Origin of the sequence: Bacillus sp. 03113, assembly GCF_006546985.1 — a bacterium.
Taxonomy (GTDB): domain Bacteria; phylum Bacillota; class Bacilli; order Bacillales; family Cytobacillaceae; genus VATK01.
This window is the reverse complement of record NZ_VATK01000026.1, coordinates 1-26,963: the sequence shown is the minus strand read 5'-3', so window position 1 is coordinate 26,963 and position 26,963 is coordinate 1. Positions and strand designations below refer to the sequence as shown.

Below are 26,963 nucleotides of genomic sequence, written 5' to 3'. Positions count from 1 at the left end.
TGTAGGGTTAGCTGTGGGTGAGTAAGAATCAACAATATAAAAATCCATCTTGTGTTACAGGCACATGCAATGCTAACAGGCTCATAGGAAGCACCTAAGTTTGTTTCATAATAGATGTAACTCAACGTTGTAAGCTGATAACGTGGAGAGCTTACTCTCGGTGAAGCGTTGGAAAGGAAAATAGTCGTGAGAATAGCGACTGTATAACTTTTCGTCATATCAGTGAAAGTGGTGGCACAGTACTGTTGAAGCGTGTAATGAACGTGGAGGGATAGCCACTAGACTAATAAAAGATTCATTCAACCATGCAAGACAGGTCTTAGACGATTAATAAGGTTCTTGTAAGACTAATAGAGGTTCAGCTCCAAAAGGAGCCACCGACTTGTTAAAACGAAAGAAGCTGAGGCACAATGAGTATTATGATATGCAATATCATTTTGATTCTTTATATGCTCAAAGTGCTAATGGTCAAAATTTTTATGGATTACTCGATTTAATGCAATCCGATGAAAATATTCGGTTAGCTTATCGGAATATTAAACGAAATACCGGCAGTAAAACGGCTGGATATGATGGACTAACGATTGAAGATATAAAGCGATTATCTGTATCAGAAGTTATATCGACGATACAACGAATGTTTGAACATTACACACCCCAAGCCGTTCGGCGGGTCTTCATTCCTAAGGCAAATGGAAAAACACGTCCTTTAGGGATTCCGACTATTTGGGATAGATTGTTTCAACAGTGTATCTTGCAAGTGCTTGAGCCGATTTGTGAAGCAAGGTTCTATAAACATAGCTATGGTTTTAGACCAAATCGCAATACACATCATGCGAAAGCTAGGTTTGAAACGCTTATCAATCGTGCGTGCTTATATCACTGTGTAGATGTTGATATAAAAGGATTTTTTGACAATGTAGATCATGCCAAATTACTAAAACAAATGTGGTCACTTGGCATTCGTGATAAGGCACTGCTTTCCATTATTTCACGTCTTTTAAAAGCTGAAATTATTGGGGACGGCTTCCCAACCAAAGGCACACCTCAAGGGGGTATTTTATCACCTCTTTTATCTAACATTGTATTAAATGAACTAGATTGGTTGGTTAGTAATCAATGGGAAAGTTTTGAAACTCGAAAGCTATATAAATCACAGATTGGTAGATATAATGCACTGAAACAATCGAATTTAAAACATTGCTATATCGTACGATACGCAGATGACTTTAAAATCCTTTGTCGCACTCGTTCACAAGCGATTAAGATGTATTATGCAGTAAAGGAGTTTCTTCAAACAAGGCTTCGCCTTGACATCAGTGAAGAAAAATCGAAAGTGGTCAACCTAAAGAAGAACTCGTCAGAGTTTTTAGGTTTTCGTATTAAGGCACATCGGAAAAAGACGAATAAAAGAATACTCTATGTGGCTCGTTCGCATATGACAAAAAAGGCACTTGGAAATGCGCAAATAAAGGTAAAACAAGCTATAAAGGCAATTCAGAAACACCAAACAGTCGAAAACGTTTGGCGATTTAATCTGGTCATAATGGGTATACAGAATTATTATTCTGCAGCGTCGCGCATCACAATAGACTTATGTGAGCTGAACAATCGTCTTCATAAAGCATTATACAATCGTTTAAAAGAATTGAAAAAAGAAGCTACATTTCAGGACTTCACGAAATCCTTACAGAAACGGTATAAGGGCTATGACTGTAAGCTCCACAAAATAAAAGAAATGGTACTTGTCCCAATCCATGCCCAGCGCTGTAAGGTTAATTTTAACTTCTCTCAAACTATCTGTAACTATACTACCGAAGGTAGAAACAAAATTCATCAAAACTTGCGAGCGATTAATAAACAAACACTCGCTCATGTGATGAAACAATTTATACCGAGTCGGTCCATCGAATATAACGATAACCGGATTAGCCGATTTATCGCACAATACGGGAAATGTGCTGTTACAGGAATTGAATTAGGACTGAATGATTGGCATTGTCATCATAAGACACCGTACCATCTCACAAAAGATGATTCATACGGGAATTTAACGATATTGCACAAATCTGTTCATCTTCTCATACATTTGAGAGATCAAGAGAAAATACAAGTGCTTTTAAACTCACTTGAGTTAAATGAAAAGCAACTTATAGAAGTTAATAAATTGCGCAAGCAATGTCTGAACGAAGCTATCTGATTCTATATTTCATTTTTGCATATACATAAAAATATTGAATGAGTTGGATTAGTTGGAACGCCGTATGCTGGGAAACTCGCCTGTACGGTGTGAAGTGGGGGAAAAGCTGGCGATAACTTCAAAAGCTTACCTATCACTATAATAACAGTCTTTTAAGAAATGTTATCTAACGACGCTTGTGCAAAAATAATATTGTTGTTTAATTTACAATAAAGTCATTTAAAAAATAATATTAGTTGTTTAAAAATCTTTATTCCGAACGGAGCAGGTTAGTGGAAGCAATAGTAATTAGGTTTGACTGGGAAAATTGTCGATGATATTAAAAAAGACACCGAAGTGTCTTATGTTTTTCAAATTAAGCATACCGATAAATTGAAATTTAATTACTTAACATTATGTTTATCTTGGGAGCGAGTTATTTTATCGGTGAATGTATACAAACCATGTAATGCTTGCTGTTAATAATGCTGACGAAATCAAAGCTGTAAGAACACTATATGTTTGCCAAATAAGTATCGTTGACCAATCGAAAGCACAGCACAGTATACCCAGGGCAATCGTAGCGATCAGGAAAATAACTGTTACGATTATTCTCTTTTTTGTCATTGGCTGCCGCTCATTCGTTTTCCTTCTGCGTAATCCTAAGAGAAATAGGAGAACGGCCAATAGGCAAAGAATAATAGTGATAGACGACAAAATGATATCCAAAAGCTGTGTGCCGCTTATTTCATATGACTGAGTTAGATTGCCGTCTAATATATCTTTAACTTTTAGTACCAGGTTTATATTGGTATTTGCGCCGTTGCTCAGCAAGCAGACGGCTGTTCGTTCATTTAGCAGTATGACTACTTCGGTTCTGAAATTTGGATTGCCCCCAGTGTGTTCTATAATCGTTTGGTCGGCGTTTACCGACCAGCCTGCCGCATAATACATATCGTTGACAGCCGAAACAGACATATCACCCCTATGTGATTTTTCGATAACCGTGTGAAATATTTCGGGTATGTCCTGCACAATACCCATCTGTATGCCCATCCAACGCGCCATATCTTTTGTATTAGAAATGATGTAGCCTGCGGGCTTATTCCCAGCATAATCCGGAGCTTTAAATGGAGTTGTCATAAAAAAGGAAGAACGGTAGCCCTGTGCCAACTGTCCAGTGGCTTGAGCATCTTCTTTATAAACATACGTCTGGTGAAGACCTAACGGCTGAAATACCTGTTCCCTCATAAAGTCTTCATAGCTTTGTCGCGACACAATCTCAATAACCAAACCCAATACGTCATAATTAACGGTTCCATAGTTATACTGTTCACCGGGAGGGAACGCCAATTCAGCATCTACGAGCATTTCCACAGTCTTTTGCAACATATCCGGTGTATTGCCTTGTGGAATACTTTGAGTATGCCTAATATTTGTTAGACCACTGGTATGGTGAAGAAAGTTATTTAGTGTAAGGCTTTGCATATCAACAGGTTTCCCTTGATACTTTAACGTAAACCAAGGTAAATATTTTTGGACAGGGTCAGTCATTGAGAGCAGCCCTTGCTCTTCCAACAGCATAATACCCATACCGGTAAAAGCTTTACTGACCGAGGCTAACTCATAGAGTGTATTTTCACTTGCAGACAACCCCTTTTCACGGTCAGCATACCCTGAAGAAAAGTAGAACACTTCATCATCAGCAAGTATTGAGATTGACATTCCCGGCACACCTGATATACGAGAGGCATCATCTAGCAACGCTTGTATTGCCGCAGATTTCGAATCAGACAACGCATAACTTTGTGTTGCGAATCCTGAGAATAATATAAATATCGTTAATACAAAAACAATAATCTTTTTCATAAACTCTCCTTTTTGGAAAATTATAATAGAATAATATAAATAACCTACTTTTACAACTACTAAACTAAATTTTAATTTATCTTTCTATTCACCTATATAATATCAAGTAATTGTGAAAAGTTACACTTAACGAACAGATGCGTTAGTTCAATAAGAAAAACGATCTTCAACAATCGGGCGCTATCCTTGAACAAGGGTAGTGTTCTTTCCTTTTAAGAGCCAGGTTAATTAAGTAACCCTCTTTCATGGTAATATTAGGATGATTAAGTGTAATGGAGGGAGAGAGCTAATATGGATCATTATTATTTATTTGTAATAACAACCTTACTGATTGCACTTACCCCTGGTGCTGATACAGTATTAGTCACTAAAAATACACTCGTTCAGGGAAAAGGAGTAGGTTTTAAAACTGTTGGTGGTGTTTGTGCAGGTATTACAATTCATATAGCAATTGCGCTTCTTGGTTTATCTGCTATTATTGCTAACTCTGTTTTATTTTTTAAAATTATTAAATATGCTGGATCTGCATTTCTTATTTTGATGGGGATATTTACACTCTTTTCGAAGAAGCCAAATTTAACCTCAGATACCACCACTTCGGAGAAAACACCTAAAGGTTCTTATTTCTTGCAAGGAATGTTCTCGAATGTACTTAACCCTAAAGCCATTATTTTCTTTATGTCATTTTTCCTCAATTTATCGTACCTGACGAGCATACTTTATTACAGATGATTATCATAGGGATAACACCAGTTTTAATAACTTTTATATGGTTATTTTTCTATGTTAATTTGATTCATTACATTCGAGTATGGTTCAATAAACCATCATTTCTTTCTGCATTTCAACGATTAACAGGATTTATGTTGATAACCCTAGGAATGAAATTAGCTTTTGAAAAGAGATAATTTCAGGTTATTTATTCAACTAACTGGAGCGTTTCTTCAATAAGGTCTTTGAAATGTTCTTCTGCAATCGGGCGCCATTCTTAAAAGCATCCTTTTTAAATTGGCCATTTTAATGGAATACGAGGTTGCATAAAACCTCATTTTTCATGCAACTATCAGGCGTGTTTGAGTATACGTAAACGTTGATCTCAGCTAATTTATTTGTTGATGAAAACAGTTAACACATAGAAAATGATTAATTAAGTAGATTAAAAGTTAATACATAGAGGAGGCTGTTAAAGAAATGTATATAGATTATCGGACTGACGCTGGAACGCGACCAACAGAAGAAATGCGTAAAGCAATGTACTATGCGGAAGTAGGGGATGACGTTTTTGGAGAAGATCCTTCCGTTAATCGTTTGGAGGAAACAGCAGCAGAAATGTTAGGTAAAGAGTCTGCTTTGCTTGTTACATCAGGTACAATGGGGAATCAACTTGCTATTTTATCTCAATCCTCTCCTGGTTCAGAAATTCTTGTAGAGGAGACTTCTCATATCTTTGTAAACGAAGCAGCCTCTCATTCGATTATTGCTGGTGTACAGACTCGTCCTGTCCCTAGTGATAAGGGTGTCATGGAACCTGAAATAGTACGTAAAGCAATTAGAATGCCTGGCGAGGCGACACATACAAGTCTTGTCTGCTTAGAAAATACACACAATCGATCTGGTGGCACGATTGTACCCTTAGAAAACATAAAGGATCTGTATTCTATATGCCAAAATTCAGGAACTAATATACACCTCGATGGAGCCAGATTATTCAATGCTGTCGTTGCGACTTCCATTCCAGTACATGAATACGCACGCTATACTGATACCGTGCAGATCTGCTTATGCAAAGGTCTAGGAGCTCCAATTGGAGCTATTCTGGCGGGATCAGACGATTTTATTGCTAGAGCACGGATTTGGCGCCAAAGACTAGGAGGAGCTATGCCGCAAGCTGGAATCATCGCTGCCCCTGCTTTAGTGGCATTGACAACTATGATAGATCGATTGTCTGAGGATCATGAAAAAGCAAAGCAATTAGCTCAAGGACTTGCTGAAATGCCCGGTGTTCTCGTTGATTTTCAAACTGTGCAAACAAATATTGTAATGGTTAACGTACAAGGAACTAAAAAGCTTCCCCAAGAACTAATTTATAATTTGAAAAAAGAAGGAGTGCTTGTATCTGAATTCAGTCCAGGTGTGCTACGGTTTGTTACTCATAAAGATATTTCAGTAAATAATATTGATGAAACGTTAACACGTTTCGCAAGTATTCTCTCAAAATAAAAATGAACAAAATATATAAGACAATAAAATAGCCAGACAAAGAAATGTGCTTTTCTTATTCTGTAATATCAGCTAATAGAAGTTATGTTGATTATTCAAGAATAGGGCGCTATCCTTGAAAAAGGGTAGCGCTCTTTTACGTATAAGGGCCATTTAATTGAGTAAGACATCTAAACGAAAATGGATATTAATGATAATGTTGGTATAAGAATGCGAAGGAATAAACTTAAATTAAAGTGGCAGTTTAGTTTACTGAAGAAAAAGGAATCGTTAAGGGATTTGAAGAATTAACAAATAAAGTAAATTATCGTTTGGGAGAGGGAAATGAATACACAAGGCTGTTTTACAATTATTGTAAATAAAGAGTATAAATTGTTATTAGTTAAAAGAAAAGACTACCCAATTTGGGATTTTCCAGGTGGTAGATTAGAAAACGAAGAGTCATTAGAAGAATGCGCAATCAGAGAGACGCAAGAAGAAACTGGATATAAGATTAGTATAGTAAAAAAAGTTGGGGAGTACCATCGTCCTCAATACCAGGACACGCAGCATTTATTTATAGCTAAAATTGTAGGTGGAAAAGCAATTGAGAATGGAACAGAGACTTCAAAGTTGGCTTGGTTTTATCCAAAAAAAGTGCCTTTATTTTTAATACCGAACAGGAAACTTCAAATTAAGGATTACCTAAATAATAAAACTAATATTACAAGATATTTAAAGGAACCTTATATGCTAAGGCTTTTAAGGAAATGGATTTAACTTGTTTCTACCTATATAAATCAACTAAAGAGTGTTAGGTTTCAATAAATGCGAGCCATCTTCAGCAGCCACTGAACTTCAACAATCGGTCCAGATTATGAAAGAAATAAGGAGCTAGTGGAGAAGTGATTTTATAATTTCTTCATCCGTAAAAATAGAGGTTATTTGTCACAAAATGCAGAAATGGAAAACTATGAAAAATAGATTATAAGGGTGAGAATATGCTATATGTTGATGAAATTAAAATGTATAGTCGAATAATAAAAAAAACGGTGGGACTGTAGAAAACCCAAAGATTGAATTAAAAAAAGAGTGGTGGGATTTTTCGCAAAATAAGGGACAAGAAGAATTTATAAAGGATGTAACAGCTATGGCTAATACACAAGGTGATGATGGGTATATAATTATAGGATTAGATGGGAAAAATGGAGACCTTTTTAATTCACCTTTTCCGCAAAGTAATTATGATGACCCTTCTAAGATAATTGGTTTAATATATAAAAAGGTTATTGAGCCAATGGATGTTGAGTTTTATGAAGAAGAAGTTGAAGGAAAGAATATTATTATTGTCCATATCCCAAAATCACAAAATAAACCACATGTAATAAAATCTTTTAATAATAGACATCATTTTATTCCTGTACGTAAAGGTACTAGTATAAATGCAGCGACTAAATATGATTTAGATTTAATGTACAGTGAAAGAGATAAAATAGTGATTCCACCGTATAGATTAGCAATTCATTTATCAAAAAATACAATTTTTACATTAATTCCAGCTGTTGGTCAAAAAGGAATTAAAACTTTAGGGTTTAATGCTCATATATTAAATACTGGTCAAAACATAAACATGGTAAAAGAAGCAAAATTAGTATTAATTGAAAATGAACGTGAATCTTATAAGTTCGAACACAATAGCTTTTTTAATACTGTAGACAATTCATGGAGACGATTAGAGTATGATGAATATATTAAGATACCTCCAAATGATATATTAAAAGTAAATATGGGTTTTAAATATGAAGGAGAAGAAGAGTACTCTGAATTTAGAGAGAAGGATTTTTCAAATACAACAGGGTACCTTGAATTAACTGATGTTAGTGGAGCAAAAGTAAGATCAGATATAGTATCTTTTAGCAATCAAGCGCTGTTAAATGGGTTTATTCCGTAATCGGGCGCATTTATTGAACAAGAAGTAAAAGGATGATACATATTATACATGACTAATATGTATCATCCTTTATTTTTTATGACTTTATACAATTTAGGTCTTGATAATATACGCTAAGCAAAATTCGACAAGCAATTTAGTATGTTTTTATACGCTAAGACATCAAATGTGTTAAAAAACTTAATATTTTTGCAGTTGTTGAACATTGATTATGGAATGGGTTATTGGACATTTCAAAAAGGAATAACCCCTTATAAATCCTTTACTAATAGGGTGTTCAGTAATTCTTCATTTTCTGTACAATTCCTTAGCGTATGTTTTTAGCTTTTAGTTGGTAGGACCCCTTGTAGCACATTTTTTAACTCTGTAACTAACTTTTCTTCCGCATCTGCATGTTGAGCAAGTAGATAGATAGTCCACGATAAAACATTAGCCGTTGTTTCATGACCAGCAAGAAATAACGTCATCACTTCATCCCTTAATTGTGTAGAAGTCATCCCTTTTCCATCATCATCTTGTGCTGCAATCAGCATAGAAAGAAGATCACCCCGATCCCGATTCTCTTTTTTTCGGTGCTCAATGATCTCATAGATTACCTGATCCAATTGGCGAATACCTTCCTTCAGTCGTTTATTTCCAGGAGTAGGCAGAGAAAAAGGGAGCATTTCAAGCAACATACGAGTAATGCTTGTATACTGATTAACATATTCGTGAAAAACTTGATCATGCGCTTTACCAACTTGATTTGACCCCTGATGCTCGGCTTCTTGCAGATCTATATCAAAAAGTGTTTTAGCAACAATTTCCATGGTACATTGCATCATCTCTTTATGAAGATCAAGCATTTGGCCATTTTCCCAGTTACGAAGCATTCGGCTAGCATAGTGAGTCATAGTGTCCGCATATTTCTCAATACGATGTTTATGAAACGCTGGCTGCGATAATCTCCGTTGTCTGAGCCAGAAATCTCCTTCGCTCGTGACCAGACCATTGCCTAGCACCATACTAAGAATCCGATCCCGGTGATACCCTTTTGCAAATAACTTCTGTGAATTTTTAAGGACATACTGAATATCCTGTGGACGACTTAACAGATACGTATCGCGGTCTTTTTCCAACCGTACGCGAACAACCGGACCATACTTTTCTACACAAGTTTTAAAAAATTCATGCGGCTTTGAACCTACTTCCAGCAGATTACCGATAAAAGGGATCTCTTTAGGTCCAGGGACTGTTTTCCCCATTTTTCTCATCTCCATTTGTCTATACCTCCAGTATTTTTTCATCCAATGTGACCATGTCTCTTAAATCAGTAAATAAATCAGTAGGTTGGAACAGCTCTTCCATATGAAATACACCAGGTGGATGTTGCCCTGCATAGATATTTTTCGCCACATAGACCGCAACTTTTCCTGTTGCAACAAACTCTTTTTCTCCGTGAATCGAACCTTGATAGCGTACATTCTGACCGTTCAACTGCCCTGTAACATCTACCTTTGCTACATATACTTGTGATCCCCATTGCGATTTTTCAAAGAGATCCACTACCTTTTCTCGGATCAAGGGCTGCTCTAGCCACCGTACAATCCCTGTACGTTTTAAACTCACTATTAAACTTGTCATCATCGCTGAATCAAAACATAGACGAGTGGAAACAGAGGGAATACCCAACGTCTGAGGTAAAACGTGTTGGTCAGAAAAGTTGAACCGATAAGCTGTTTTTTGTCCTAATCTCGCTGGAAAATTCATCTTCTTTCCATCAGAGAAACTGGTCACTTGTTTTCTGCTTCCTTGGTGGATGACAGAATAATCAGCACTCAGATTATCCACTGTCCATTCAATCGCTGCACGTCCATGTACCTCCCCTAAACCTAACAAAATATAAATATCTGCAGAATCGACCTGATCCAATTGATTCTTTCCTTGTTTCACTAGCATGTTGGTTATTCCAGGTGCCAACCCGACACTTAGGACAACTGTCGATTCCGTAGGACGAATCTCTTGAATTTTTGACATCACAGAATAATCAGCCGTAATATCAATATAATCAACCTGATGCTTAACACACGCTTGAACAAAGTTGGTATTTTGTAAGTCCAAGCACATGACAACCATGGAAACATCACGGAAAAAATCGCCAGCTATCGGTTCATTCACGTCAAGTTGTAGAGGTAAAACTTTCCTCCCTGTATGAATCGAGAACTGTTCTGCCTTCTGGAAGTTACGTCCAGCAGCGTACACCTTATATGGATAAATCTTTCCTAATTCATCGCAGATCACTTTGCCAACCTGACCATACCCACCGACCACAATGATTTTTTCTCTCAATCAAATCCCACCTAACTTCTATTAGTACCTATCTTTACATCGCTAATTTATTTAGAAACTAAACTAAAAAGGTAAAAAAATTACTTTCGTAAATGGGTACACAGCTTCTCTATGCACTTCTCAAAAATCTCAATCTCCTGATCATTTAATTGCGAACGTAACTCTCGATAGAAATGTAAGTGCACCTCTTCATGGGCTCGAAAGGCACTTTTGCCTTTTTTGGTCAAAGATACAATCACACTTCTTGAATCGGTTGGATTTGGAGTTCGTTCCACTAAGTTCTTGTCTTCCAAACGGATAATAATTTGCGTAACGGCTCCCTTGGTTACCTGAAGGCGATTGGCGAGTTCACTCATTAGCACACCTCTTTCCACGCCAATCGCATCAATAGTATGAATCTCAGTCGGTGTCAAAGGACCCGCCTCTCCAAACGTATGTGGATGTTTTTCTAAACGTTGGAGCAGCATAATTAATTGGCCTAGATGCTGGCTACCTGACTTTGTACGATCTACTTTTTTCTGTTTCATATTTCGGACACTCCAATCAAAAAAACAATGTTTTTGACAAAATAATTGTAACCACCTTCAAAAATGCCAATCCAGGCAACTGAAACTAACGACCAAAAAGATGGAAATCAATTTTTGTAAATAAAGTATTTTGCCATTTGCGGCAAACAACAAGTACCACAAGCTATAAATAATCACGACGATACTCACTTGAACAACATGAAGTCTCCAAGGTGATTGATAAATAGTGGGCGCACAGTAATGATGAATAGCTGATAGAATCATTTACATAACGGAATACAGAATCATTCTGGTCAAATTTCTAGATGGTATCTTCATTTCCCCATCTCCATTTTGTTTAATAACTAAACTAAATAACCAAAAAAATTTAGCCCTGTCATTCGTCTAAGCGCATTTTTAGTTTAGATAATAAACTTTCTGGAGTCAAGTTAAAAATAGTTACCAACGATTTTAAATGGACTTGTCGTATTCTATTAAAGATTATGATGAATTATGGTATTTTGGGTGATTAACTCATGGAATTCTAGTCATAATCAAATGAATGGAAAATGAAGGAGTTATGACTACCTGGTCAAAAAGGATAAGCCACTCTACCATTAATCAACATCGATCATCCATAAATCGATTCTATCGTTGGTTTATGAACTTTACCACTTTCTATAAGGGGTCCTACCAACAAAACGTGGAAAACGTATTTTCCGCGTTTTGTTGGTAGGACCCCAATATAGAAAATACTGCAGCTGGTAAAAAACTTGATAAAAAAGCTCCGACAGCAGCTGCAGCTTTTGTTTAGTTTGAAAATTTTACGCATCCATAAAGTTATTGTACTTATTAATTATTTTTATATTCTATAAAATATGCCCTTAACAATTTTTCTGTATTATTTCTCAAATTAGCATTCCAGTAGCGATGTACTTCATGATAACCCTTGTAATAAAATTCATATTTAGTAAAGATACCATCATTTTTTCCTTTAACCGTTTTCATTTTATTTAAGCGCATGTTATCTTTTATTAATTTTAAATCCCTCTGAACTAATTTCATGGTATGTTCTATAAGGTTTAAATAAATAATTCTAAGTTTAAATGGAGTTTTTTCCGTCACTTTTCGATCATATTCCAAAACAGACAAGACCATTGGCAAATAAATAGATTGTTCGAAAATTTCTCTATCTGCTGCACTCATTTTCACCATAAAATACACTCCCGCATTTTTATTAAAAACATCTTAAACAATACTATATTAGAACATAAGTTCTTAATCAAGTGGAGAAATCCCTTAATGGGGACATCTTACATTTATACTTATAGGCACAAGTGTAAGTGTATATAAGTAACTCGAATGACAACAGGGTATACCTTGTTGTCATTTTTTGAAATCGTTGTCACTTTAGGAGGTATTTTGCTTCTATTTTAAGTGTTATTTTGCACTATAAGGAAAAATAAAAAAGCCCAATTTCTCAGCATTGAAATTAAGAAATTGGGCTTTTTTTTACTCCGGAAAAGCGCCCGATTGTTGAAGATCTTAACTACTTTTTCTTGTTGAACTTTAATTTAAGTACAATGTTTCACAATTTTCGTCTTTATTTCAATTTGATTAATTAGCTACATTAGCCCTCACTTCGTTAGAAGAATTATTTGCTGGCTTCTTCCAGAACAATGTTATAACTATTCCCAGAGCTAGTATCACAGTCGCAAGGTAGTAAGGGTAGTTAATATCTATATCAAATAATATACCCCCTAGAATTGGTCCACTAATGTTCGCTAAACTTGTAAACATAGAGTTCATTCCACCAACGAAACCTTGTTCGTTCCCGGCGATATTTGAAAGGTAAGAAGTAACTGCTGGTCGGAATAAATCGAATCCTACAAAAACAATAAATGTAACAAGTAAAATAGAGAAATATGAATGAACAACGGTCATTAAAAAGACAAGTAATGCCGATAATATTAAGCTGTATCGAATCAGTTTAATTTCTCCCCAAATTCGTATAAGTCTATCAAATAATATGTCTTGTGAAACTGCACCAAAAATTGCACCACCTGTGATAGTAATGGCTATATCGGATGGTTTAAATTGAAATTTGTGGTCCACAAATAGACTAAAGAACGATTCAAAAGCTGCCAAACTAAATGAGGCAATAAAAATCAAAATAAACGCAAGGAAATATTTTGGTGCAATAATACGTTTGAAGCCAATCCTACCATCTGAGACTTGTTCATTATGGGGTAGCGTCAGGAAAATGCGGATTTACAACGTTAAGGAAATAGCCATATTAAAAAGCCTAATTTCTCAATAAATGTTGAGAAATTAGGCTTTTTTCGTTGCTCCGTTAAAGCGCCCCTTATCTATAGTATGTTTTTTTACCGTATTTAACGTATGTAATGATACAAAAATGACCAGATTTCTAACTTTGTGGAAACATTATATATAGTTATTTTTTATGTATTCAACGTATTCAAAGGTATGGGGAAATGGACTAGGGTAACTGGAGAAAGAAACAACCTTGAAGTTTAGTGTGGAAGTGGTCTTCTTCCAGACTAAACTTCAAGGACAGTAAGCGAAAGCGCGGTAGGTACGATAGATAGGCTCGTTGCATGATGGAAAACTGCTACATCCTACATCCTTCACAGGATCAATTGTACCCACAGGGGGCTCAAGTCAAGCCCTTAAAACGTGTATCTATGACTACATGTAATTAATGATAAAAGGTGCATTCTTTCAACTTTTTTGAGCTGATACTATAGATAAGGGCCATTATCTTGAATAAGAAGTTGTATATAACCCCACTTTTTTATACAGATGCCAGGCTTCTTCAGAAGCTAAAAACATTGAAAATCAACGATGTATAAAATCATGCATAAACGATAAAAAATGAACAAGCGCCAACTTTTGAACTTGAGTTTGGCGTTTTTGCTAACTGCATACAGTGAGTGATTATGCAAACTAGAAATGAATATCAAATGCAAATTCAATAATATAATCCTGCCTGCAAGCTCTTTTACTTTAAAACCTTTGTTTAGTAATAAAGGTGTGCTTTGGAAGTCGTATCGTATTACACTATACATCGCAGCAATTATACAACGATAAGCAATTAAATGTTGATATGACAAGCTTTATGAACATGTCTAAATAGACCGTACCTTATTAGTATAGTAGGCTACTGAGTGGAGTTTAAAACAGTAGTTAGCCTTCATTTTGTGATATATTGGAAGTGGGAATCTACTAAAAATTGTTGGAGAACTGTATGAAAAAATTCAGGAGAACTATAGTAAGAGTACTTTTATATGTGATTGGCATTGTTGCTTTATTTTTGTTAACCATGACAATTTATCATCATGTCATGCTGTCCAAAGAAGCTAGTCTAATTAACCCAAATAGATCTTTTGTTTCGGTAGATGGGCATAAAATGCATGTTTATGCTGAGGGTGAAAAAGGAAACAAGCCCACTTTAATCATTATGTCGGCCTATGGTATTGCTGCACCTGTATATGATTATAAGACGTTGTATTCTAAATTGTCAGATGAATACCGTATTGTTGTTGTCGAAAAATTCGGATATGGATATTCAGATGTAAGCGGTCTGCCCAGAGATATCTCTACAATGGCAAAAGAAGACCGTGAGGCACTGAAGCTTGCAGGAGAAAATGGTCCTTATGTATTGCTACCACACTCCATGTCCGGTCTTGAGGCGTTATACTGGGCGCAGCATTATCCTGATGAAGTTTCAGCTATCGTTGGCTTGGATATGTCTGTACCGGAGTGCTATCAGATTAATCCTCATAACCTTTTTCCAATCAAATTGCTTTCTTCGCCCGAATTTCTGAAGGTAATGACTTATATGGGTTTGCATAGAATATCGATTTTTTATCCGGTCAGTGAACGGGGATTAACCAAAGCTGAAATTGCTCAGAATAAATATCTTACATATAAGATGACATTGAATGACGATGTAATTGCGGAGTCAAGAGCTATCAGTAGCAACGCAAAAAAAGTACAGAAAGGCGGTATGCCAAATATTCCGATGTTACTGTTTTCATCAAACGGCGATAGTACAGGCCTTGGAGATAAATGGGTGCAGTCTGAACGCAACTTTGCCAGTCAATCGGATAAAATCAAACTGATTCAACTTGATTGCGGTCACATGATTCATTATTATAAATCCGATTATATTGTTCAGGAGACAAAAAAATTTTTGCAAAGTGATGATTTAAAATAAAATTTGATTAAAACTCACTTAGAATTCTTTGATCGAAAAGGAATGAAACGGTGCCACTTTATTACAAACAGTCAGACTTTATTTTAAATCTACAATAGGCTTTTTAATTCCTATAACGAGGCTTATGTTAAATAGACATTAAAAGAAATATGTTAATCTTATTCATCAAAACAAGCTAATAGTAGGTAACTGCTTATTCCAGAATCGGGCGCGATTGTGGAGCAACACAGATAGAAAATGATCAAACTTTTTTATAAAAGTAACTATAATTAACCCCATCCGTTTTGATTAATCTTTTTTCAAAACGGATGGGGTTCTTCTCTATGTGAGATGAGTTTACTTACCTGTTTTCAGAGTAATTAGATCGTCTAAGCCTACCCTTGTAAGGAATTCTGTGCGAATTCGATCAGCAACTACGGAAACTGCTTCTGAACCGTCGTCCGCTGGATCAATGTGTACTCGATATGGTCGTTCACCTTTTGGTAGAGACACAATGCGTGCAATTTCATCTGATACCATGGATACATCAGCGTTTTCTGGGGAAAGTGCAGCGAGCTTTTTACTTACTTGGTCCATTAAACCATTGTACTTAGCATCATATTCTTGTTGTACATCTTTGTCTTGCGGATGACCAGCGTGAAGAAAATGATTCGTTCCATTAGTAAATGAACCTGGCACCACGATTGAAGTCTCTATTCCAAATCGTGCCAGTTCGGCCGCATAAGATACCGCTAATGAGTCCATACCTGCTTTTGCGGCAAAATATGGCGCTAAGTAAGGTGGTGTTCCACCTTTTACACTTGAGCTAGACACCCAAATAATCAAGCCATCTCCACGATGCCGCATGTGGGGAAGCACAGAACGATTAACACGTTGAGTCGATAACACATTGATATTGTATATTTTGGCTAGTTGTTCAGGAGTAAACGCTTCTGCTGGACCAACGACCATATGTCCAGCATTATGGATTAAAACATCAATATGACCATTTTCTGCTAAAATTTCACGAACTGCTGAATCAACAGAGTTCTGTGAATTCACATCCATTTCAATCGCTTTAATATTTACCCTATGTTCCGAGGCAAAATTGTTAACAGCTTCTACTTGAGGAGCATTACGTCCACTTGTTTCACGCATACCAGCATAGACAATATGTCCAGCTTTTGAAAGTGTCCGAGCGGTAAGTGCACCGAACCCACTTGAAGCTCCTGTTATAACTATGACTTTTTTTTCTTCACTATACATTTTCCATTCCTCCTAATTGTAATTATGCAAGGCCGCCATTTGAAAAAATAATTTGTCCATTAATCCAACGTCCTGATGTCGCTAAATATACTACTGTTTCGGCAATATCTTCTGGTGTACCAAGACGTTCAAGTGGTACTGCTTTAGAAAGTTTGTCGATTGTTTGTTCATCTTTTCCAGCCAAAAATAATGGTGTTGCTGTTGGCCCAGGGGCCACAGCATTAACAGTGATATCTTTTCCACGTAATTCGCGGGCTAGGATCATCGTCATTGCTTCAACTGCAGCTTTACTTGCCGTATATGCTCCATAATTAGGAAACTGTGTACGAGTAACTGAAGTAGAAAAGTTAATAATGGCACCGCCTTCACGTACGCGCTGTGCAGCTAGCTGTGAGATTACAAACGTACCACGAATATTCGTCCGATGCATTTTATCTAGATCATCTAATTTTATTTCCGCAATTGGACTAAGAATCATAATTCCTGCAGTGTTGATTACCACATCGATACCGCCGAATTCTGCTTCGATTGTATCAAAAACGGTTTTCATGGCATGTTCATCTGCTACATCTCCACCAACACTGATTGCTTTACCGCCTTTCTCAACTATTTCTGCAACTAAAGTATCTGCACCCGCTTTATTGCCAGCATAATGAACGGCAACAGCAATACCTGCATCAGACAATTCCTTTACAACTGCCCGACCAATTCCTCCAGAACCTCCTGTTACAAGCGCTACTCTTAGATCATTTGTTCCATTCGTTGTGTTAAGCATAACATCGCCCTTTTCCCTTAAAATTTATAGTTACAAAATATAATGTTTGTAACCTTTATCGTTATTATACATCATAAAGTTACAATGTCAACAGTTTGTAACTATGGAATATATATTGAATTTCGTGTATACTAAAAAGAAAAATGAAAAGGAAAATCAAATTGGCAATACTCACAGAGGAAAAGATATTTAACGTTGCAGAAGCAATGATCATGGAAAAGGGTGTAAAAAAAATTACACTTTCAGAAATAGCTAAAGCCTTGGGTGTAACCCATGCGGCTTTCTATAAACATTACAAAAACAAAGAGGATCTTTTGCAGCAACTCGCATTAAGATGGTTAAACACCACTTCAGAAGACTTATTAGTATGGGAGGCTCCAACAAATTTGGATGGTGAATCTGCCCTCCATGATTGGCTTTGGCTTCTATCCAATACAAAGAAAAACCTTCACCATAATGATAAACGAATGTTTCTTTTATACACTGACTATTTGGAGGGTACACAAACGTTAGTCAATAGTCATTTAAAACAATTAGCGGAAAAAATAGAAGCCATTAGCGGTCGCAAGGGAGAGGGACAGGCTATCTTGACTGCATTTGTTTATTTTCATAATCCTTATTTTGCGGATCGTTGGGATCAAGATAATTATCAAGAATTATTTGAAAAGGTATGGCATTTGATTTGCAAAGATAGCACTAATTAGTCTAGACTAACAGTCAATTTAGAGATTACCTTATACTAAAAGCGAGGAATGTCCCAAGTGAATAATCTTCACTTGGGACGTGATTTAAGTCGATATTACATGAGTAATAAAAAAAGACAAAACTTATTACATAAGTTCTATAAAAATATTTAATATATGATGACCCAGTGAGGTAAGAGGTACCTACCAAATTAATTAAATCTAAATATGGAAACGGTAAGAGGCTGCTGGGTTTTCCAAAGGCTGAAAATAACACAAAAGAAACCCATAAATACAGGATTTTTAATTATACTTACTCCAATTACTACAAGGGATTATTAGATATTACATAAGAGAATCAAAACGGCGAAGCATATGCTCCGCCGTATCTCATAGTTTATTTCATTAAATAATGATTAGCTATCCTTATTCTACTCCAAGCAATCCCATTTGTTCAGCTGCATAACGTGTCCCAGCAACAGCTTCTGAAGGCACAGCAGCTTCAATTTTTTCAATATCAGATTGGCTAAGTTGAAGACTAACTGCTCCCAGAGCATCCTGTAGATGTGAACGTTTCCTAGCACCAATTAATGGGATTACATCCTCACCTCTAGAAAGAACCCAAGCTATGGCAAGTTGTGCCACTGTCGTTTGCTTTTCCTCAGCAATTTCTCGTAAAGCCTCTACAAGAGCTAAGTTTCTATCTAGGTTTTCACCCATAAAGCGAGGAGAAAAAGAACGGAAATCAGGTGTGCCCTGACGATCCTTGGACCACTTTCCACTTAACAATCCACGTGAAAGAACACCATATGCCGAAAGGGTGATACCAAGTTCACGTAAAGTTGGCAAGATTTCTTTTTCAATCCCACGACTAAAGAGTGAATATTCGATTTGTAACCAACTAATCGGATGTACTGAATGAGCACGACGGATCGTGTCTGCATTTGCCTCAGAAAGACCTATATGCCTAACGTAGCCTTCTTTTACCATATCGGCAATTGCTCCTACTGTTTCCTCAATTGGCACATTTGGATCGACTCGTGATGGTTCATATAGATCAATATAATCAACACCTAATCTCTGTAATGTGTAAGATAAGAAGTTTTTCACAGCTTGGGGGCGATTATCCACACCTACCCATCCTCCGTCTGGGGATCTCATAGCACCAAATTTAACAGAAATGAATGCTTTATCACGTTTTGTTCCTTTTAACGCTTCATTTAAAAGAAGTTCGTTGTGACCGACCCCATAAAAATCGCCAGTATCGAACAAGGTAATTCCAGCTTCCAGTGCAGCATGAATAGTAGCGATGCTTTCTTTCCGATCCGCTGTACCATAAAGATCAGACATCCCCATGCAACCAAGTCCTAATGCAGATATCGATGAGTCGTTTTGACCAAGCTTTCTATATAACATAAGTTTAAAACCTCCATATATACTTTTTCTACAAATTCACTTAATTGCCAGCGTATTGAACGGTAACTGCAAAACCTGCATCAGACAATTTCCTTATAACTGCCCGACCAATCCTTTCAGAACCTTCTGTTACAAGCGCTACATTTGTTCCATTCGTTGTGTTAAGCATTGCATCGTCCTTTCTTTTAATATCGGCAAGTTACAAAATATAATATTCGTAACCTCTATCGTTATTATACATCGTGAAGTTACAATGTCAACAATTTGTAACTATAGAATATATATTAAATTTCATATATTCTAAAAAGAAAAAATGAAATGGCTTAGCAGGGTATGGCAACTCAGTGAGAATATGATTGTGTAAAGATTGACATCTGAGCATGATATATATGCACCTGAAGTAGAGCATATGTTTTCGGTAGCTTTTGCGACTGAGACAATCCACGATGTTCTCATTGAGAATCGTGGGTTGTTAAATCATTCTCCGGATTTGTTAAGTAAAAAAGCAAAGGATATGAAAACTATAGGTAAGTTAATCGTACAGGCCATCCGGGAAACATTTGAAGCGGAGTGTATCAAGGATGAAGTGATCGAGAAGTTTTTGCAACACTCTCCTCATATTACCTTTTCCAAAACAAAAGATAGAACATCTGTATCTAGAATGAACAAGGTATGCGAAAATGTTTATCACTTTGGGGATTTACTTGATAACGACAGCATCAATCAAGTGGAGATGAGCTTAAGGATTAATGGCTTATTAGCAGGAGTAGGGAAGAATAACTACATTTATCCAAAGGAAGAAAAGGATAAGCATTTGGAGGAGTTGGCGGGTCATCCGATTTTTCAATCTAAAGCAGTGAAACGTAAAGTTGATGCTTGAGAGGAGCGCAGTTTGGCGGAAAATTGTCGTTCCAACTAACACGGATGGCAAAGTCAACCTTTGTCCCAAAGGCAAGAGGTTGGTTGCTTTTCAGGAAAAAAGTGAAGTCAACAAACAGTAAAACAATCAACAAACGGGCGCAAGAGTTTAATAACGAGTTACTAAGGTAAATCTTTTTCTTTGTTTTTATTATAAAAGGGAGAAATAGTAATGGAAAAAAACTTTGAAAAAGCACATCGATTTAGTAGTCATAATAGGAAAGACTTAGAAAAGGATAGCATATGCGGATGTTTTTATTGTTTGAAAATATTTAACCCTAATGAAATTGATGAATGGTGGGATGATGAGGATACAGCAGTTTGCCCTTATTGCGGAATTGATTCTGTTATAGGGAAGAGTTCTGGATTTCCCATCACTGAACTGTTTCTAAAAGGGATGCATAAGGTGTGGTTTTAGTGTGAAATTTGTTAAATGACTAACGGATGATTTTATTAACGATCTTCAGCAAAAGGGCGCTTATCTGTAATAAGGTAAGCTCCTTTTTTTGCGAAAAAAGATTGAGTTGATCGCTCAAGTTTGAAATAATTGGGTTTAAGCAATAGAGCAGGTTGAACAAGGAGTTTGAAGCTTTCAAGTAGAATAGATAATAGTAAAACCATCCCAAAAGCACTTTTTAGCTACATCATATGAATGATTTGAAGGGGAGTTTATGGACAACAAAATTGTATTTTTCGATGTTGATGGAACTATTACACATCATGAGGATGGTAGTATTTCAAAGAAAACTAAAGAAGCTATAAAATCATTAAAAAGTAAAGAAATAAAGGTTGTAGCTGCAACGGGAAGACCGTTATCTATGTGCAAAGAAATTGGGGAATTGGGAATAGATACCTTCATCACAGCAAACGGAGCCTATGTGAAACACAAGCAAAAGGTTATTCATAAAATACCTATGGATAAAAGCATAGTTCAAGAAGTGGTTGAATTTGCACTCACAGAGAACCACGCTCTGTCATACTACACTGAAGATTTTAGCATGAATGGTATAAAAGATAATAGTGTATTAAAAGCTTTGAAAGAAACTTTGTCATTGCATGAATATCCTGCCATTAATCAACTGATTTATAATGAAGAGGTATTTCTAATGTGCCTGTTTGCAACTGATAAAACTATAGAGAAATACATTCATAAATTTCCGCAGCTAACATTTAAAAGATGGCATCCTTTTGTGGTGAATGTCTTACAAGAAGAGGTATCTAAATCTTTAGCCATAGTAAAGGTTCTACAGTATTTTGGTATTGATAAATCGGAGGCTATTGCTTTTGGTGATGGTGAGAATGACATAGACATGTTGGAATTAGTGGGACTTGGTATAGCCATGGGGAATGGAAATGAAAAATTGAAAAATGTTGCAGATTTCGTTACAAAAAAATCTAGTGAAGACGGTATTGAGTTTGCTTTAAAAAAGTATGGGATAATTTAAACAAAAAAGGTAGTTATCCCTTATGATGTTATACGATTATAAGGCGGACCAAATTTAATTTGAAAAGAAAGTTTGTGAAGAACTGAACTTAAACTAGAGAGCGCCATTCTTTAAGAAGATGGCGGTTTTTGCAGGGAATTTATTATACCTTCTAGAAATTGGAGAAATAACTGCAATTGAGCTAACGTAAGATTTGTTAAAAAAGGGGTAAGGCGGTTTTATGAAGCCCTTAGGTCAAAAGAGGGATATAGAATGATATTAGTTATTAGAAATATGAATGAGAAATTGGCAACAGACATTCTTAACTGGAAATATGATAAACCTTATGAATAGGTGTGCACTTTTGTTTAGAAGCAAAAAATAGTTAGATTAGTAGGGAATTATTTCATCTACTTATTATCATAGGGTAGTTCCACCTCTAATCAATGGTTAATATATTGTATTGTATAAAAACCGTTTTGAATGAGGTGGACCGATGTATTTTTTTAAATCAATTTCAGATGATGTTCGATTTGCCCAATTAGAATTTCGTAAACATACAAAAGTGAAGAGGCTTGTTTTAGGATCTTTGCTCGCCTGTATGGCTACTGTACTTCAAGCAGCAGGTGGCTTTTTACCAGGGATCGGATATTTTATCAGCCCATTTGCCACTTTACCCATTCTGATTGGTGCCATGTTTTCCCTTCATATGGGAGTGATGTCTTATTTTCTTACCAACCTGTTGCTATTTATTCTGTTTCCAAGTGAACTAGTCGTTTTTCCTTTTACAACAGGGTTGTTAGGGATTGGTATAGGCGCAGCTTTTTCCTTTTTCAAGAAGAGATTAAGCATTATTTCTATTGGTGCCATTCTCTTAACGATAGGAATTATGAGTCTACTATATGTTTTCCACTTTCCCGTTCTTGGTCCAGCCGTATCCGATTCCTTTTCACTCCTTACAGCAGGAAGTATTTTTTTATTTTCTTTCCTTTATAACTGGTTATGGGTTGAGATGGCTTTATTCTTTTTTAAAAAATTAAAGACCATTATAACTTAGACTCTCCAAATCTCTTATAAATTCCGCGCGATAAGTAGGAACGCCAAAGGGAGAATGGCACCCGTCCATGTTTGTGCATTTGCTGTTTCAGATAAAAGATTTTAGGTTTTAAAATTTTCTCCCATAAGAGGAATATGTGAACCGGTATATAAGAGCGATTGAATGCTCAACAAGTTAGTGAGAGCCAGATACGGCAGAACCTTGTACAAGAAAGCCGGAGGAATATAACTTCTTCAATGACGAAGAGTTATCTCACGAGGACAAACAAGATAATATCCGTTCTATTGTAAGAGAAATACAAATATTTGGGATGAAATCAAGGTGTTTAGCTTTTAAATACCCGGAAAAATAAACAAACGAGGGAGCATGATTGCTCTCTTGTTTGTTTTATTTTTCGATTCAATTAAATCCAAGAAAGAGATTTATCTGGTATTAAGTCGAATTTTATAGTTATGAATCATGGAACAATTTCAAAAACAGTACCTTGGTTAAAATCAGTCACATTCATAGAGCCATAAACCCCTAAATATAGTCTGGTTTGATTCAGATTCGTTCCCAAACTAAAATAAAAAGCTGATTGAGACCCAAAATTATAATCGGTTTCAACAACACTAAAATCATTTAGTTTACAATCTGTTCTTACCTTGGTATAAGCTAGAGCCCCTCTAACCGGAGGTTGAGATTCTTCATCCCGGGCAAAATCGGTAAACACAACGCTTCCCGTTAAATCGGGAATTCCATTTCCCATATATGACTGGACTCCTGTAAGTGCAGTTCCTCCAAACTTATCGGGTCGGGGATCTTTATGAAAATAACTAGTTAGAGGCTGAAGACGCCGCACTGAAGTTTTTACCGCTTCATTGTAATAAGCAATTGTTTTCTCATCCAAAGTCGGATTTGCAGAGCAGCCCCTTATAATCGAAGTAGGAAAAGCACCTTCCCACCCTCGCCAGCCAAAGTTAATAAATCCTTCTAGGTCAGGTTCAGAATTCATTAAAGAAGCTTGAATAAGCTGAGTAACCGGTATTGGTTTATAATGAACGAATGAAAAAATTGACTCTACCAGATCCTGTCCGACATTTCCCACATATTTGATATACTGATTATAAAACCTTTGAAATGAAATGCCAGGTATATTGCGTACCCCTTTGGCAATTACTGTAAGCGTTTCCTGAATAGGTGCGGGAAGTTCATTAAAACGTGTGACTATGGGTGGATTATTGGTAAATGTATTCTTAACTACATCAATTTCAATTATTTTACCGGCGATTTCCATATCATCCTGGCTTAAATTAAATGGATCATAGCCTGATCCACCATCTCCGGTTGTTAAAACAAGTTTTCCTGTTTCAGGTGAAAAGTTTAAACTATTGACACCATTATGATTAAAAAATGGTCTTCTTAAGTTAAGTAATGTCCGTCGTTTTTGAGGTTGACCATTCGATTGTAAAATCCATTCTTCAACTGTATCAATATGATCATATTGAATTTCTCTATTTATCCACCTTAAGTTTAAGGTTCTGGGGTCACACGGATTAGGCTTAAAAAATTCAGGAAGAGCATTTAGACCTTGTCTTGCAGCTTTTAAATTAGGAAGAGCACCTGGACCTTGTGTTCCAGCTACTGAATAATGAAGATAAAACAGACCGTTATCATAAAATTCGGGATGAAACGCTAGCCCTAGCAATCCCCGTTCATCATATCCACCACCAGAAACACCTAGCTTTATGATTCGCGGGCGAATATCTAAAAAAGTCCTTATAACTCCGTTTCCTATGTAAAAGATCTCTCCTACCTGGGTTGCAATAAATAATCTTTCAATTGAGTCACCCGGAGGTATAGTTGTTTTCAAAACAGTGGGTAAATTTATCTTACTAACAATGGGCCGTAAACTAACTTTAACTTTTATCATCTGACTTTACACTCCTTCTTATTGTTTTCTTTTATAAGAATATTGTTACAACTGTTCTATTAGTACCAAATTAAGGCTGTGGAATCTGACAAGGCATTGCACCATTTTCTGCACCAGCGTACTTAAAGGGTGCATTTCTTCAAGAAGGAGAAGTGCACTTTTAAATTGAATTAAAGAACAGGTTAGCAAATACACCAAGGTGAACTATGAACATAAGGAGAGCTGTATCAAATGATGCTAAAGGTGTTTCTCTAGTACAGGTCGATTGCTGGAAAACGACTTATAAAAATATCGTTCCGGATGCTTATTTAAATAAGATGACATATGAAAGTAGAGAGCAAAAATGGAGAGCGATAATCTTGAAATCAGGTGTTATCGTTGCTGAAAACGATGAGGGTAAAATCGTTGGATTCTCAAATGGTGGAATAGAACGGACCGGGAACTATCCAACTTATATGGGGGAATTATATGTAATCTATATATTGAATGAATACCAAAGAAATGGTATTGGAAAGCTGTTATTGGTACCTATTATTAAAGAGTTAACTAAACAAGATATTTTTTCAATGATTGTTTTAGTTTTAGAAGCGAATAGATCTAGACAGTTTTATGAGACGCTTGGGGCAAAAGAAATTGACAAAATAATAATAGAAATCTTAGGGAAACAGCCTAATGAAATTGTTTATGGATGGAATGATATAAGAAAAATATTCTAATTCTATTATTCAACAATCGGGCGCTTCGTAACAAGGATGAGCGCTTATTTTCATTTTAGGGCCATATGGTTTAACAACGATGTTTGTCATTCTTATGATAAAATTAGGAAGTGATTGTGAAAAAATGTACTTAAACGAAAACGGCAGGTTACTTAAACAAGACGTGGTAGCATAAACATAAATAATTTATGAATTTTCAAGTAAAGCCAAAAAGTGATAGAAGAAATTGGAAAAATCGAGTATGATCATTCTTGACTGTCAGCTGATCGAAAAATTGAAGAGGGGTGTTGCTTGATGACAAATAGTAGACTGAATCCTAAGGTTGATGAATTTTTAAGTAAAGCCAAAAAGTGGAAGGAAGAATATGAGAAGTTGAGAAATATCGTTCTTGACTGTGAGCTGACCGAAGAATTTAAGTGGATGCATCCTTGTTACACGTTTGAGAAAAAAAACATAGTTTTAATACATGGATTTAAAGAATATTGTGCACTTTTGTTTCACAAAGGTGCCTTGTTACAGGATGCCCATGGGATTCTAGTCCAACAAACGGAGAATGTACAGGCGGCGCGCCAGATTAGGTTCACCAATGTTCAAGAAATAGTTGAAATGGAAACCATTTTAAAAGCCTATATTTATGAAGCCATTGAAGTTGAAAAAGCCGGTTTGGAAGTGAATATTAAAAAGAATACAGAATTCACAATTCCTGAAGAACTTCAAAATAAATTCGATGAAATCGCTGCCTTGAAAACTGCTTTTGAAGCATTGACACCGGGACGACAAAGAGCATACATTCTTCATTTTTCTGCACCCAAACAATCCAAAACTCGAGTGTCAAGGGTTGAAAAATATATGCAGCAAATTCTCAATGGAAAGGGATTAAATGATTGCACTTGTGGACTATCTCAAAAGCAACCCAACTGCGACGGCTCGCACAAGAACATTCGATAAGAAAATAAATTAATCAAACTTTAAGATATTACCTCACTTTGCGTTCATTCCAACTCCTTTTTAGATTGCAGGTAACACTCAATCAAATAATTTAAAATGAAAAAAACAAAAAAGTGATTCGTAGAGTATAAGCAAACTAACGTGTAACATGCTTACGCATTACCATCTAAGAAAAGAAAAATACTGCACACAAAAGTGTACCCTTTGGATTTTTGCTGAAAGGTACACTTTTCTTGAACTAACGTAAAGCTTTTATGCAATATTACATGCTGCTATTTAGCTAAAATGAGTGTTACTCGATCTTCAATTAAAAGGCGCTTTAGGAATTGGCGCTCATTTTGCATTTTAGGGCCAGATTGTGGCATAACGATGAAGAAGATTATGTTAAAATTAGGTAGAGATTGTGAAGGAATGTTCTTAAACTATAGAAGCAGGTTTATTTAATAACGATAATACAAGGAGCTATCAACAGCTGGTATAAAACCATAACAAATCGTAACAGTTGGTTTGTTGTGGAGGTTTGATTGCTCTCAAGCTTAAGTGAGTGTAGTCTCTCGAAAGAAAGATAGCACGATGAACTACGTTGAAGGGGTTTGG

Annotated in this window: 22 protein-coding genes and 2 pseudogenes; 13 read left to right on the top strand and 11 right to left on the bottom strand. The window is 36.1% G+C overall.

All coding sequences use genetic code 11. From position 1 onward, the window contains the following. Positions 1–382 precede the first annotated feature (382 nt). Positions 383–2,200 carry a group II intron reverse transcriptase/maturase gene (gene ltrA, locus FDO66_RS19205; protein WP_141434280.1) on the top strand — a complete coding sequence of 606 codons (1,818 nt, stop codon included), beginning with the start codon at positions 383–385 and terminating at the stop codon, positions 2,198–2,200. 420 nt (positions 2,201–2,620) lie between these two features. On the opposite strand, the gene FDO66_RS19200 is transcribed toward ltrA, so the two are convergent. Continuing rightward, positions 2,621–4,048 (bottom strand): serine hydrolase domain-containing protein, encoded by a 1,428-nt coding sequence (locus FDO66_RS19200; protein WP_141434279.1) that lies wholly within the window; start codon positions 4,046–4,048, stop codon positions 2,621–2,623. Positions 4,049–4,339: 291 nt separating this feature from the next. On the opposite strand from FDO66_RS19200, the pseudogene FDO66_RS19195 reads away from it, so the two are divergent. The 4 genes and pseudogenes from FDO66_RS19195 (at position 4,340) to FDO66_RS19175 (ending at position 8,198) form a co-directional block, all read left to right on the top strand. Then, a pseudogene (locus tag FDO66_RS19195) lies at positions 4,340–4,956 on the top strand (LysE family translocator). 283 nt (positions 4,957–5,239) lie between these two features. Continuing rightward, a complete protein-coding gene (locus tag FDO66_RS19185) occupies positions 5,240–6,268 on the top strand; it encodes a threonine aldolase family protein (RefSeq protein ID WP_141434277.1) in 1,029 nt (342 codons plus the stop codon). A 324-nt stretch (positions 6,269–6,592) separates the two neighbouring features. After that, positions 6,593–7,027, top strand: a complete 435-nt coding sequence (locus FDO66_RS19180; protein WP_141434276.1) for an NUDIX hydrolase — start codon at positions 6,593–6,595, stop codon at positions 7,025–7,027. Positions 7,028–7,322: 295 nt separating this feature from the next. Next, positions 7,323–8,198: an AlbA family DNA-binding domain-containing protein gene (locus tag FDO66_RS19175; RefSeq protein ID WP_141434275.1), complete on the top strand. Its 876-nt coding sequence runs from the start codon at positions 7,323–7,325 to the stop codon at positions 8,196–8,198. A 320-nt stretch (positions 8,199–8,518) separates the two neighbouring features. On the opposite strand, the gene FDO66_RS19170 is transcribed toward FDO66_RS19175, so the two are convergent. From FDO66_RS19170 to FDO66_RS19150, 5 genes and pseudogenes are all read right to left on the bottom strand, one after another. Next, on the bottom strand, positions 8,519–9,457 hold the full coding sequence (locus FDO66_RS19170) for a cytochrome P450 (protein WP_258535799.1): 939 nt from the start codon (positions 9,455–9,457) through the stop codon (positions 8,519–8,521). Positions 9,458–9,461: 4 nt separating this feature from the next. Continuing rightward, positions 9,462–10,508 (bottom strand): saccharopine dehydrogenase family protein, encoded by a 1,047-nt coding sequence (locus tag FDO66_RS19165; RefSeq protein WP_258535797.1) that lies wholly within the window; start codon positions 10,506–10,508, stop codon positions 9,462–9,464. Positions 10,509–10,606: 98 nt separating this feature from the next. Beyond that, on the bottom strand, positions 10,607–11,053 hold the full coding sequence (locus tag FDO66_RS19160) for a MarR family winged helix-turn-helix transcriptional regulator (protein ID WP_258535796.1): 447 nt from the start codon (positions 11,051–11,053) through the stop codon (positions 10,607–10,609). Positions 11,054–11,884: 831 nt separating this feature from the next. Beyond that, on the bottom strand, positions 11,885–12,247 hold the full coding sequence (locus tag FDO66_RS19155; RefSeq protein WP_141434273.1) for a YhjD family protein: 363 nt from the start codon (positions 12,245–12,247) through the stop codon (positions 11,885–11,887). A 402-nt stretch (positions 12,248–12,649) separates the two neighbouring features. Continuing rightward, positions 12,650–13,252 (bottom strand): annotated as a pseudogene (locus FDO66_RS19150) (MFS transporter); the annotation flags it as partial. 1,048 nt (positions 13,253–14,300) lie between these two features. Between FDO66_RS19150 and FDO66_RS19145 the strand changes: the two are divergent. Further along, positions 14,301–15,272: an alpha/beta hydrolase gene (locus tag FDO66_RS19145; RefSeq protein ID WP_141434272.1), complete on the top strand. Its 972-nt coding sequence runs from the start codon at positions 14,301–14,303 to the stop codon at positions 15,270–15,272. Positions 15,273–15,608: 336 nt separating this feature from the next. Here FDO66_RS19145 and FDO66_RS19140 read toward each other — a convergent pair whose 3' ends face one another. Then, on the bottom strand, positions 15,609–16,517 hold the full coding sequence (locus FDO66_RS19140) for an SDR family oxidoreductase (protein ID WP_141434271.1): 909 nt from the start codon (positions 16,515–16,517) through the stop codon (positions 15,609–15,611). A 22-nt stretch (positions 16,518–16,539) separates the two neighbouring features. Then, on the bottom strand, positions 16,540–17,292 hold the full coding sequence (locus tag FDO66_RS19135) for an SDR family oxidoreductase (protein WP_141434270.1): 753 nt from the start codon (positions 17,290–17,292) through the stop codon (positions 16,540–16,542). Between the two features lie 161 nt (positions 17,293–17,453). Between FDO66_RS19135 and FDO66_RS19130 the strand changes: the two genes are divergently transcribed. Next, on the top strand, positions 17,454–17,996 hold the full coding sequence (locus FDO66_RS19130; RefSeq protein WP_141434269.1) for a TetR/AcrR family transcriptional regulator: 543 nt from the start codon (positions 17,454–17,456) through the stop codon (positions 17,994–17,996). Positions 17,997–18,401: 405 nt separating this feature from the next. Here the strand turns inward: FDO66_RS19130 and FDO66_RS19125 are convergent, their stop codons facing one another. Beyond that, positions 18,402–19,391 carry an aldo/keto reductase gene (locus FDO66_RS19125; RefSeq protein WP_141434268.1) on the bottom strand — a complete coding sequence of 330 codons (990 nt, stop codon included), beginning with the start codon at positions 19,389–19,391 and terminating at the stop codon, positions 18,402–18,404. 40 nt (positions 19,392–19,431) lie between these two features. Further along, on the bottom strand, positions 19,432–19,560 hold the full coding sequence (locus tag FDO66_RS21355; protein ID WP_258535795.1) for a hypothetical protein: 129 nt from the start codon (positions 19,558–19,560) through the stop codon (positions 19,432–19,434). 198 nt (positions 19,561–19,758) lie between these two features. On the opposite strand from FDO66_RS21355, the gene FDO66_RS19120 reads away from it, so the two are divergent. The 4 genes from FDO66_RS19120 (at position 19,759) to FDO66_RS19105 (ending at position 22,790) form a co-directional block, all read left to right on the top strand. After that, positions 19,759–20,271: a DUF6933 domain-containing protein gene (locus FDO66_RS19120; RefSeq protein ID WP_181444662.1), complete on the top strand. Its 513-nt coding sequence runs from the start codon at positions 19,759–19,761 to the stop codon at positions 20,269–20,271. Positions 20,272–20,481: 210 nt separating this feature from the next. After that, entirely contained in the window at positions 20,482–20,727 is a 246-nt protein-coding gene (locus tag FDO66_RS19115; RefSeq protein WP_141434266.1) for a cytoplasmic protein, read from the top strand. Positions 20,728–20,980: 253 nt separating this feature from the next. Beyond that, positions 20,981–21,754: a Cof-type HAD-IIB family hydrolase gene (locus FDO66_RS19110; protein WP_141434265.1), complete on the top strand. Its 774-nt coding sequence runs from the start codon at positions 20,981–20,983 to the stop codon at positions 21,752–21,754. Positions 21,755–22,229: 475 nt separating this feature from the next. Continuing rightward, entirely contained in the window at positions 22,230–22,790 is a 561-nt protein-coding gene (locus FDO66_RS19105; RefSeq protein WP_141434264.1) for a YybS family protein, read from the top strand. Between the two features lie 457 nt (positions 22,791–23,247). On the opposite strand, the gene FDO66_RS19100 is transcribed toward FDO66_RS19105, so the two are convergent. Next, on the bottom strand, positions 23,248–24,702 hold the full coding sequence (locus FDO66_RS19100; protein ID WP_141434263.1) for a PQQ-dependent sugar dehydrogenase: 1,455 nt from the start codon (positions 24,700–24,702) through the stop codon (positions 23,248–23,250). Positions 24,703–24,908: 206 nt separating this feature from the next. Here FDO66_RS19100 and FDO66_RS19095 point away from each other — a divergent pair, with 206 nt between their 5' ends. After that, a complete protein-coding gene (locus FDO66_RS19095; protein WP_141434262.1) occupies positions 24,909–25,418 on the top strand; it encodes a GNAT family N-acetyltransferase in 510 nt (169 codons plus the stop codon). A 294-nt stretch (positions 25,419–25,712) separates the two neighbouring features. Beyond that, a complete protein-coding gene (locus FDO66_RS19090; RefSeq protein ID WP_141434261.1) occupies positions 25,713–26,366 on the top strand; it encodes a DUF1801 domain-containing protein in 654 nt (217 codons plus the stop codon). Positions 26,367–26,963: the final 597 nt, after the last annotated feature.

Bases quoted from the DNA above. Each gene is read 5' to 3' on its own strand.
- FDO66_RS19125 (WP_141434268.1), bottom strand. From the start codon at position 19,391: ATGTTATATAGAAAGCTTGGTCAAAACGACTCATCGATATCTGCATTA.
- FDO66_RS19135 (WP_141434270.1), bottom strand. From the start codon at position 17,292: ATGCTTAACACAACGAATGGAACAAATGATCTAAGAGTAGCGCTTGTA.
- FDO66_RS21355 (WP_258535795.1), bottom strand. From the start codon at position 19,560: ATGCTTAACACAACGAATGGAACAAATGTAGCGCTTGTAACAGAAGGT.
- FDO66_RS19100 (WP_141434263.1), bottom strand. From the start codon at position 24,702: ATGATAAAAGTTAAAGTTAGTTTACGGCCCATTGTTAGTAAGATAAAT.
- FDO66_RS19140 (WP_141434271.1), bottom strand. From the start codon at position 16,517: ATGTATAGTGAAGAAAAAAAAGTCATAGTTATAACAGGAGCTTCAAGT.
- FDO66_RS19145 (WP_141434272.1), top strand. From the start codon at position 14,301: ATGAAAAAATTCAGGAGAACTATAGTAAGAGTACTTTTATATGTGATT.
- FDO66_RS19090 (WP_141434261.1), top strand. From the start codon at position 25,713: ATGACAAATAGTAGACTGAATCCTAAGGTTGATGAATTTTTAAGTAAA.
- FDO66_RS19170 (WP_258535799.1), bottom strand. From the start codon at position 9,457: ATGGAGATGAGAAAAATGGGGAAAACAGTCCCTGGACCTAAAGAGATC.
- FDO66_RS19105 (WP_141434264.1), top strand. From the start codon at position 22,230: ATGTATTTTTTTAAATCAATTTCAGATGATGTTCGATTTGCCCAATTA.
- FDO66_RS19115 (WP_141434266.1), top strand. From the start codon at position 20,482: ATGGAAAAAAACTTTGAAAAAGCACATCGATTTAGTAGTCATAATAGG.
- FDO66_RS19185 (WP_141434277.1), top strand. From the start codon at position 5,240: ATGTATATAGATTATCGGACTGACGCTGGAACGCGACCAACAGAAGAA.
- FDO66_RS19095 (WP_141434262.1), top strand. From the start codon at position 24,909: ATGAACATAAGGAGAGCTGTATCAAATGATGCTAAAGGTGTTTCTCTA.
- FDO66_RS19200 (WP_141434279.1), bottom strand. From the start codon at position 4,048: ATGAAAAAGATTATTGTTTTTGTATTAACGATATTTATATTATTCTCA.
- FDO66_RS19110 (WP_141434265.1), top strand. From the start codon at position 20,981: ATGGACAACAAAATTGTATTTTTCGATGTTGATGGAACTATTACACAT.
- FDO66_RS19155 (WP_141434273.1), bottom strand. From the start codon at position 12,247: ATGGTGAAAATGAGTGCAGCAGATAGAGAAATTTTCGAACAATCTATT.
- FDO66_RS19180 (WP_141434276.1), top strand. From the start codon at position 6,593: ATGAATACACAAGGCTGTTTTACAATTATTGTAAATAAAGAGTATAAA.
- FDO66_RS19160 (WP_258535796.1), bottom strand. From the start codon at position 11,053: ATGAAACAGAAAAAAGTAGATCGTACAAAGTCAGGTAGCCAGCATCTA.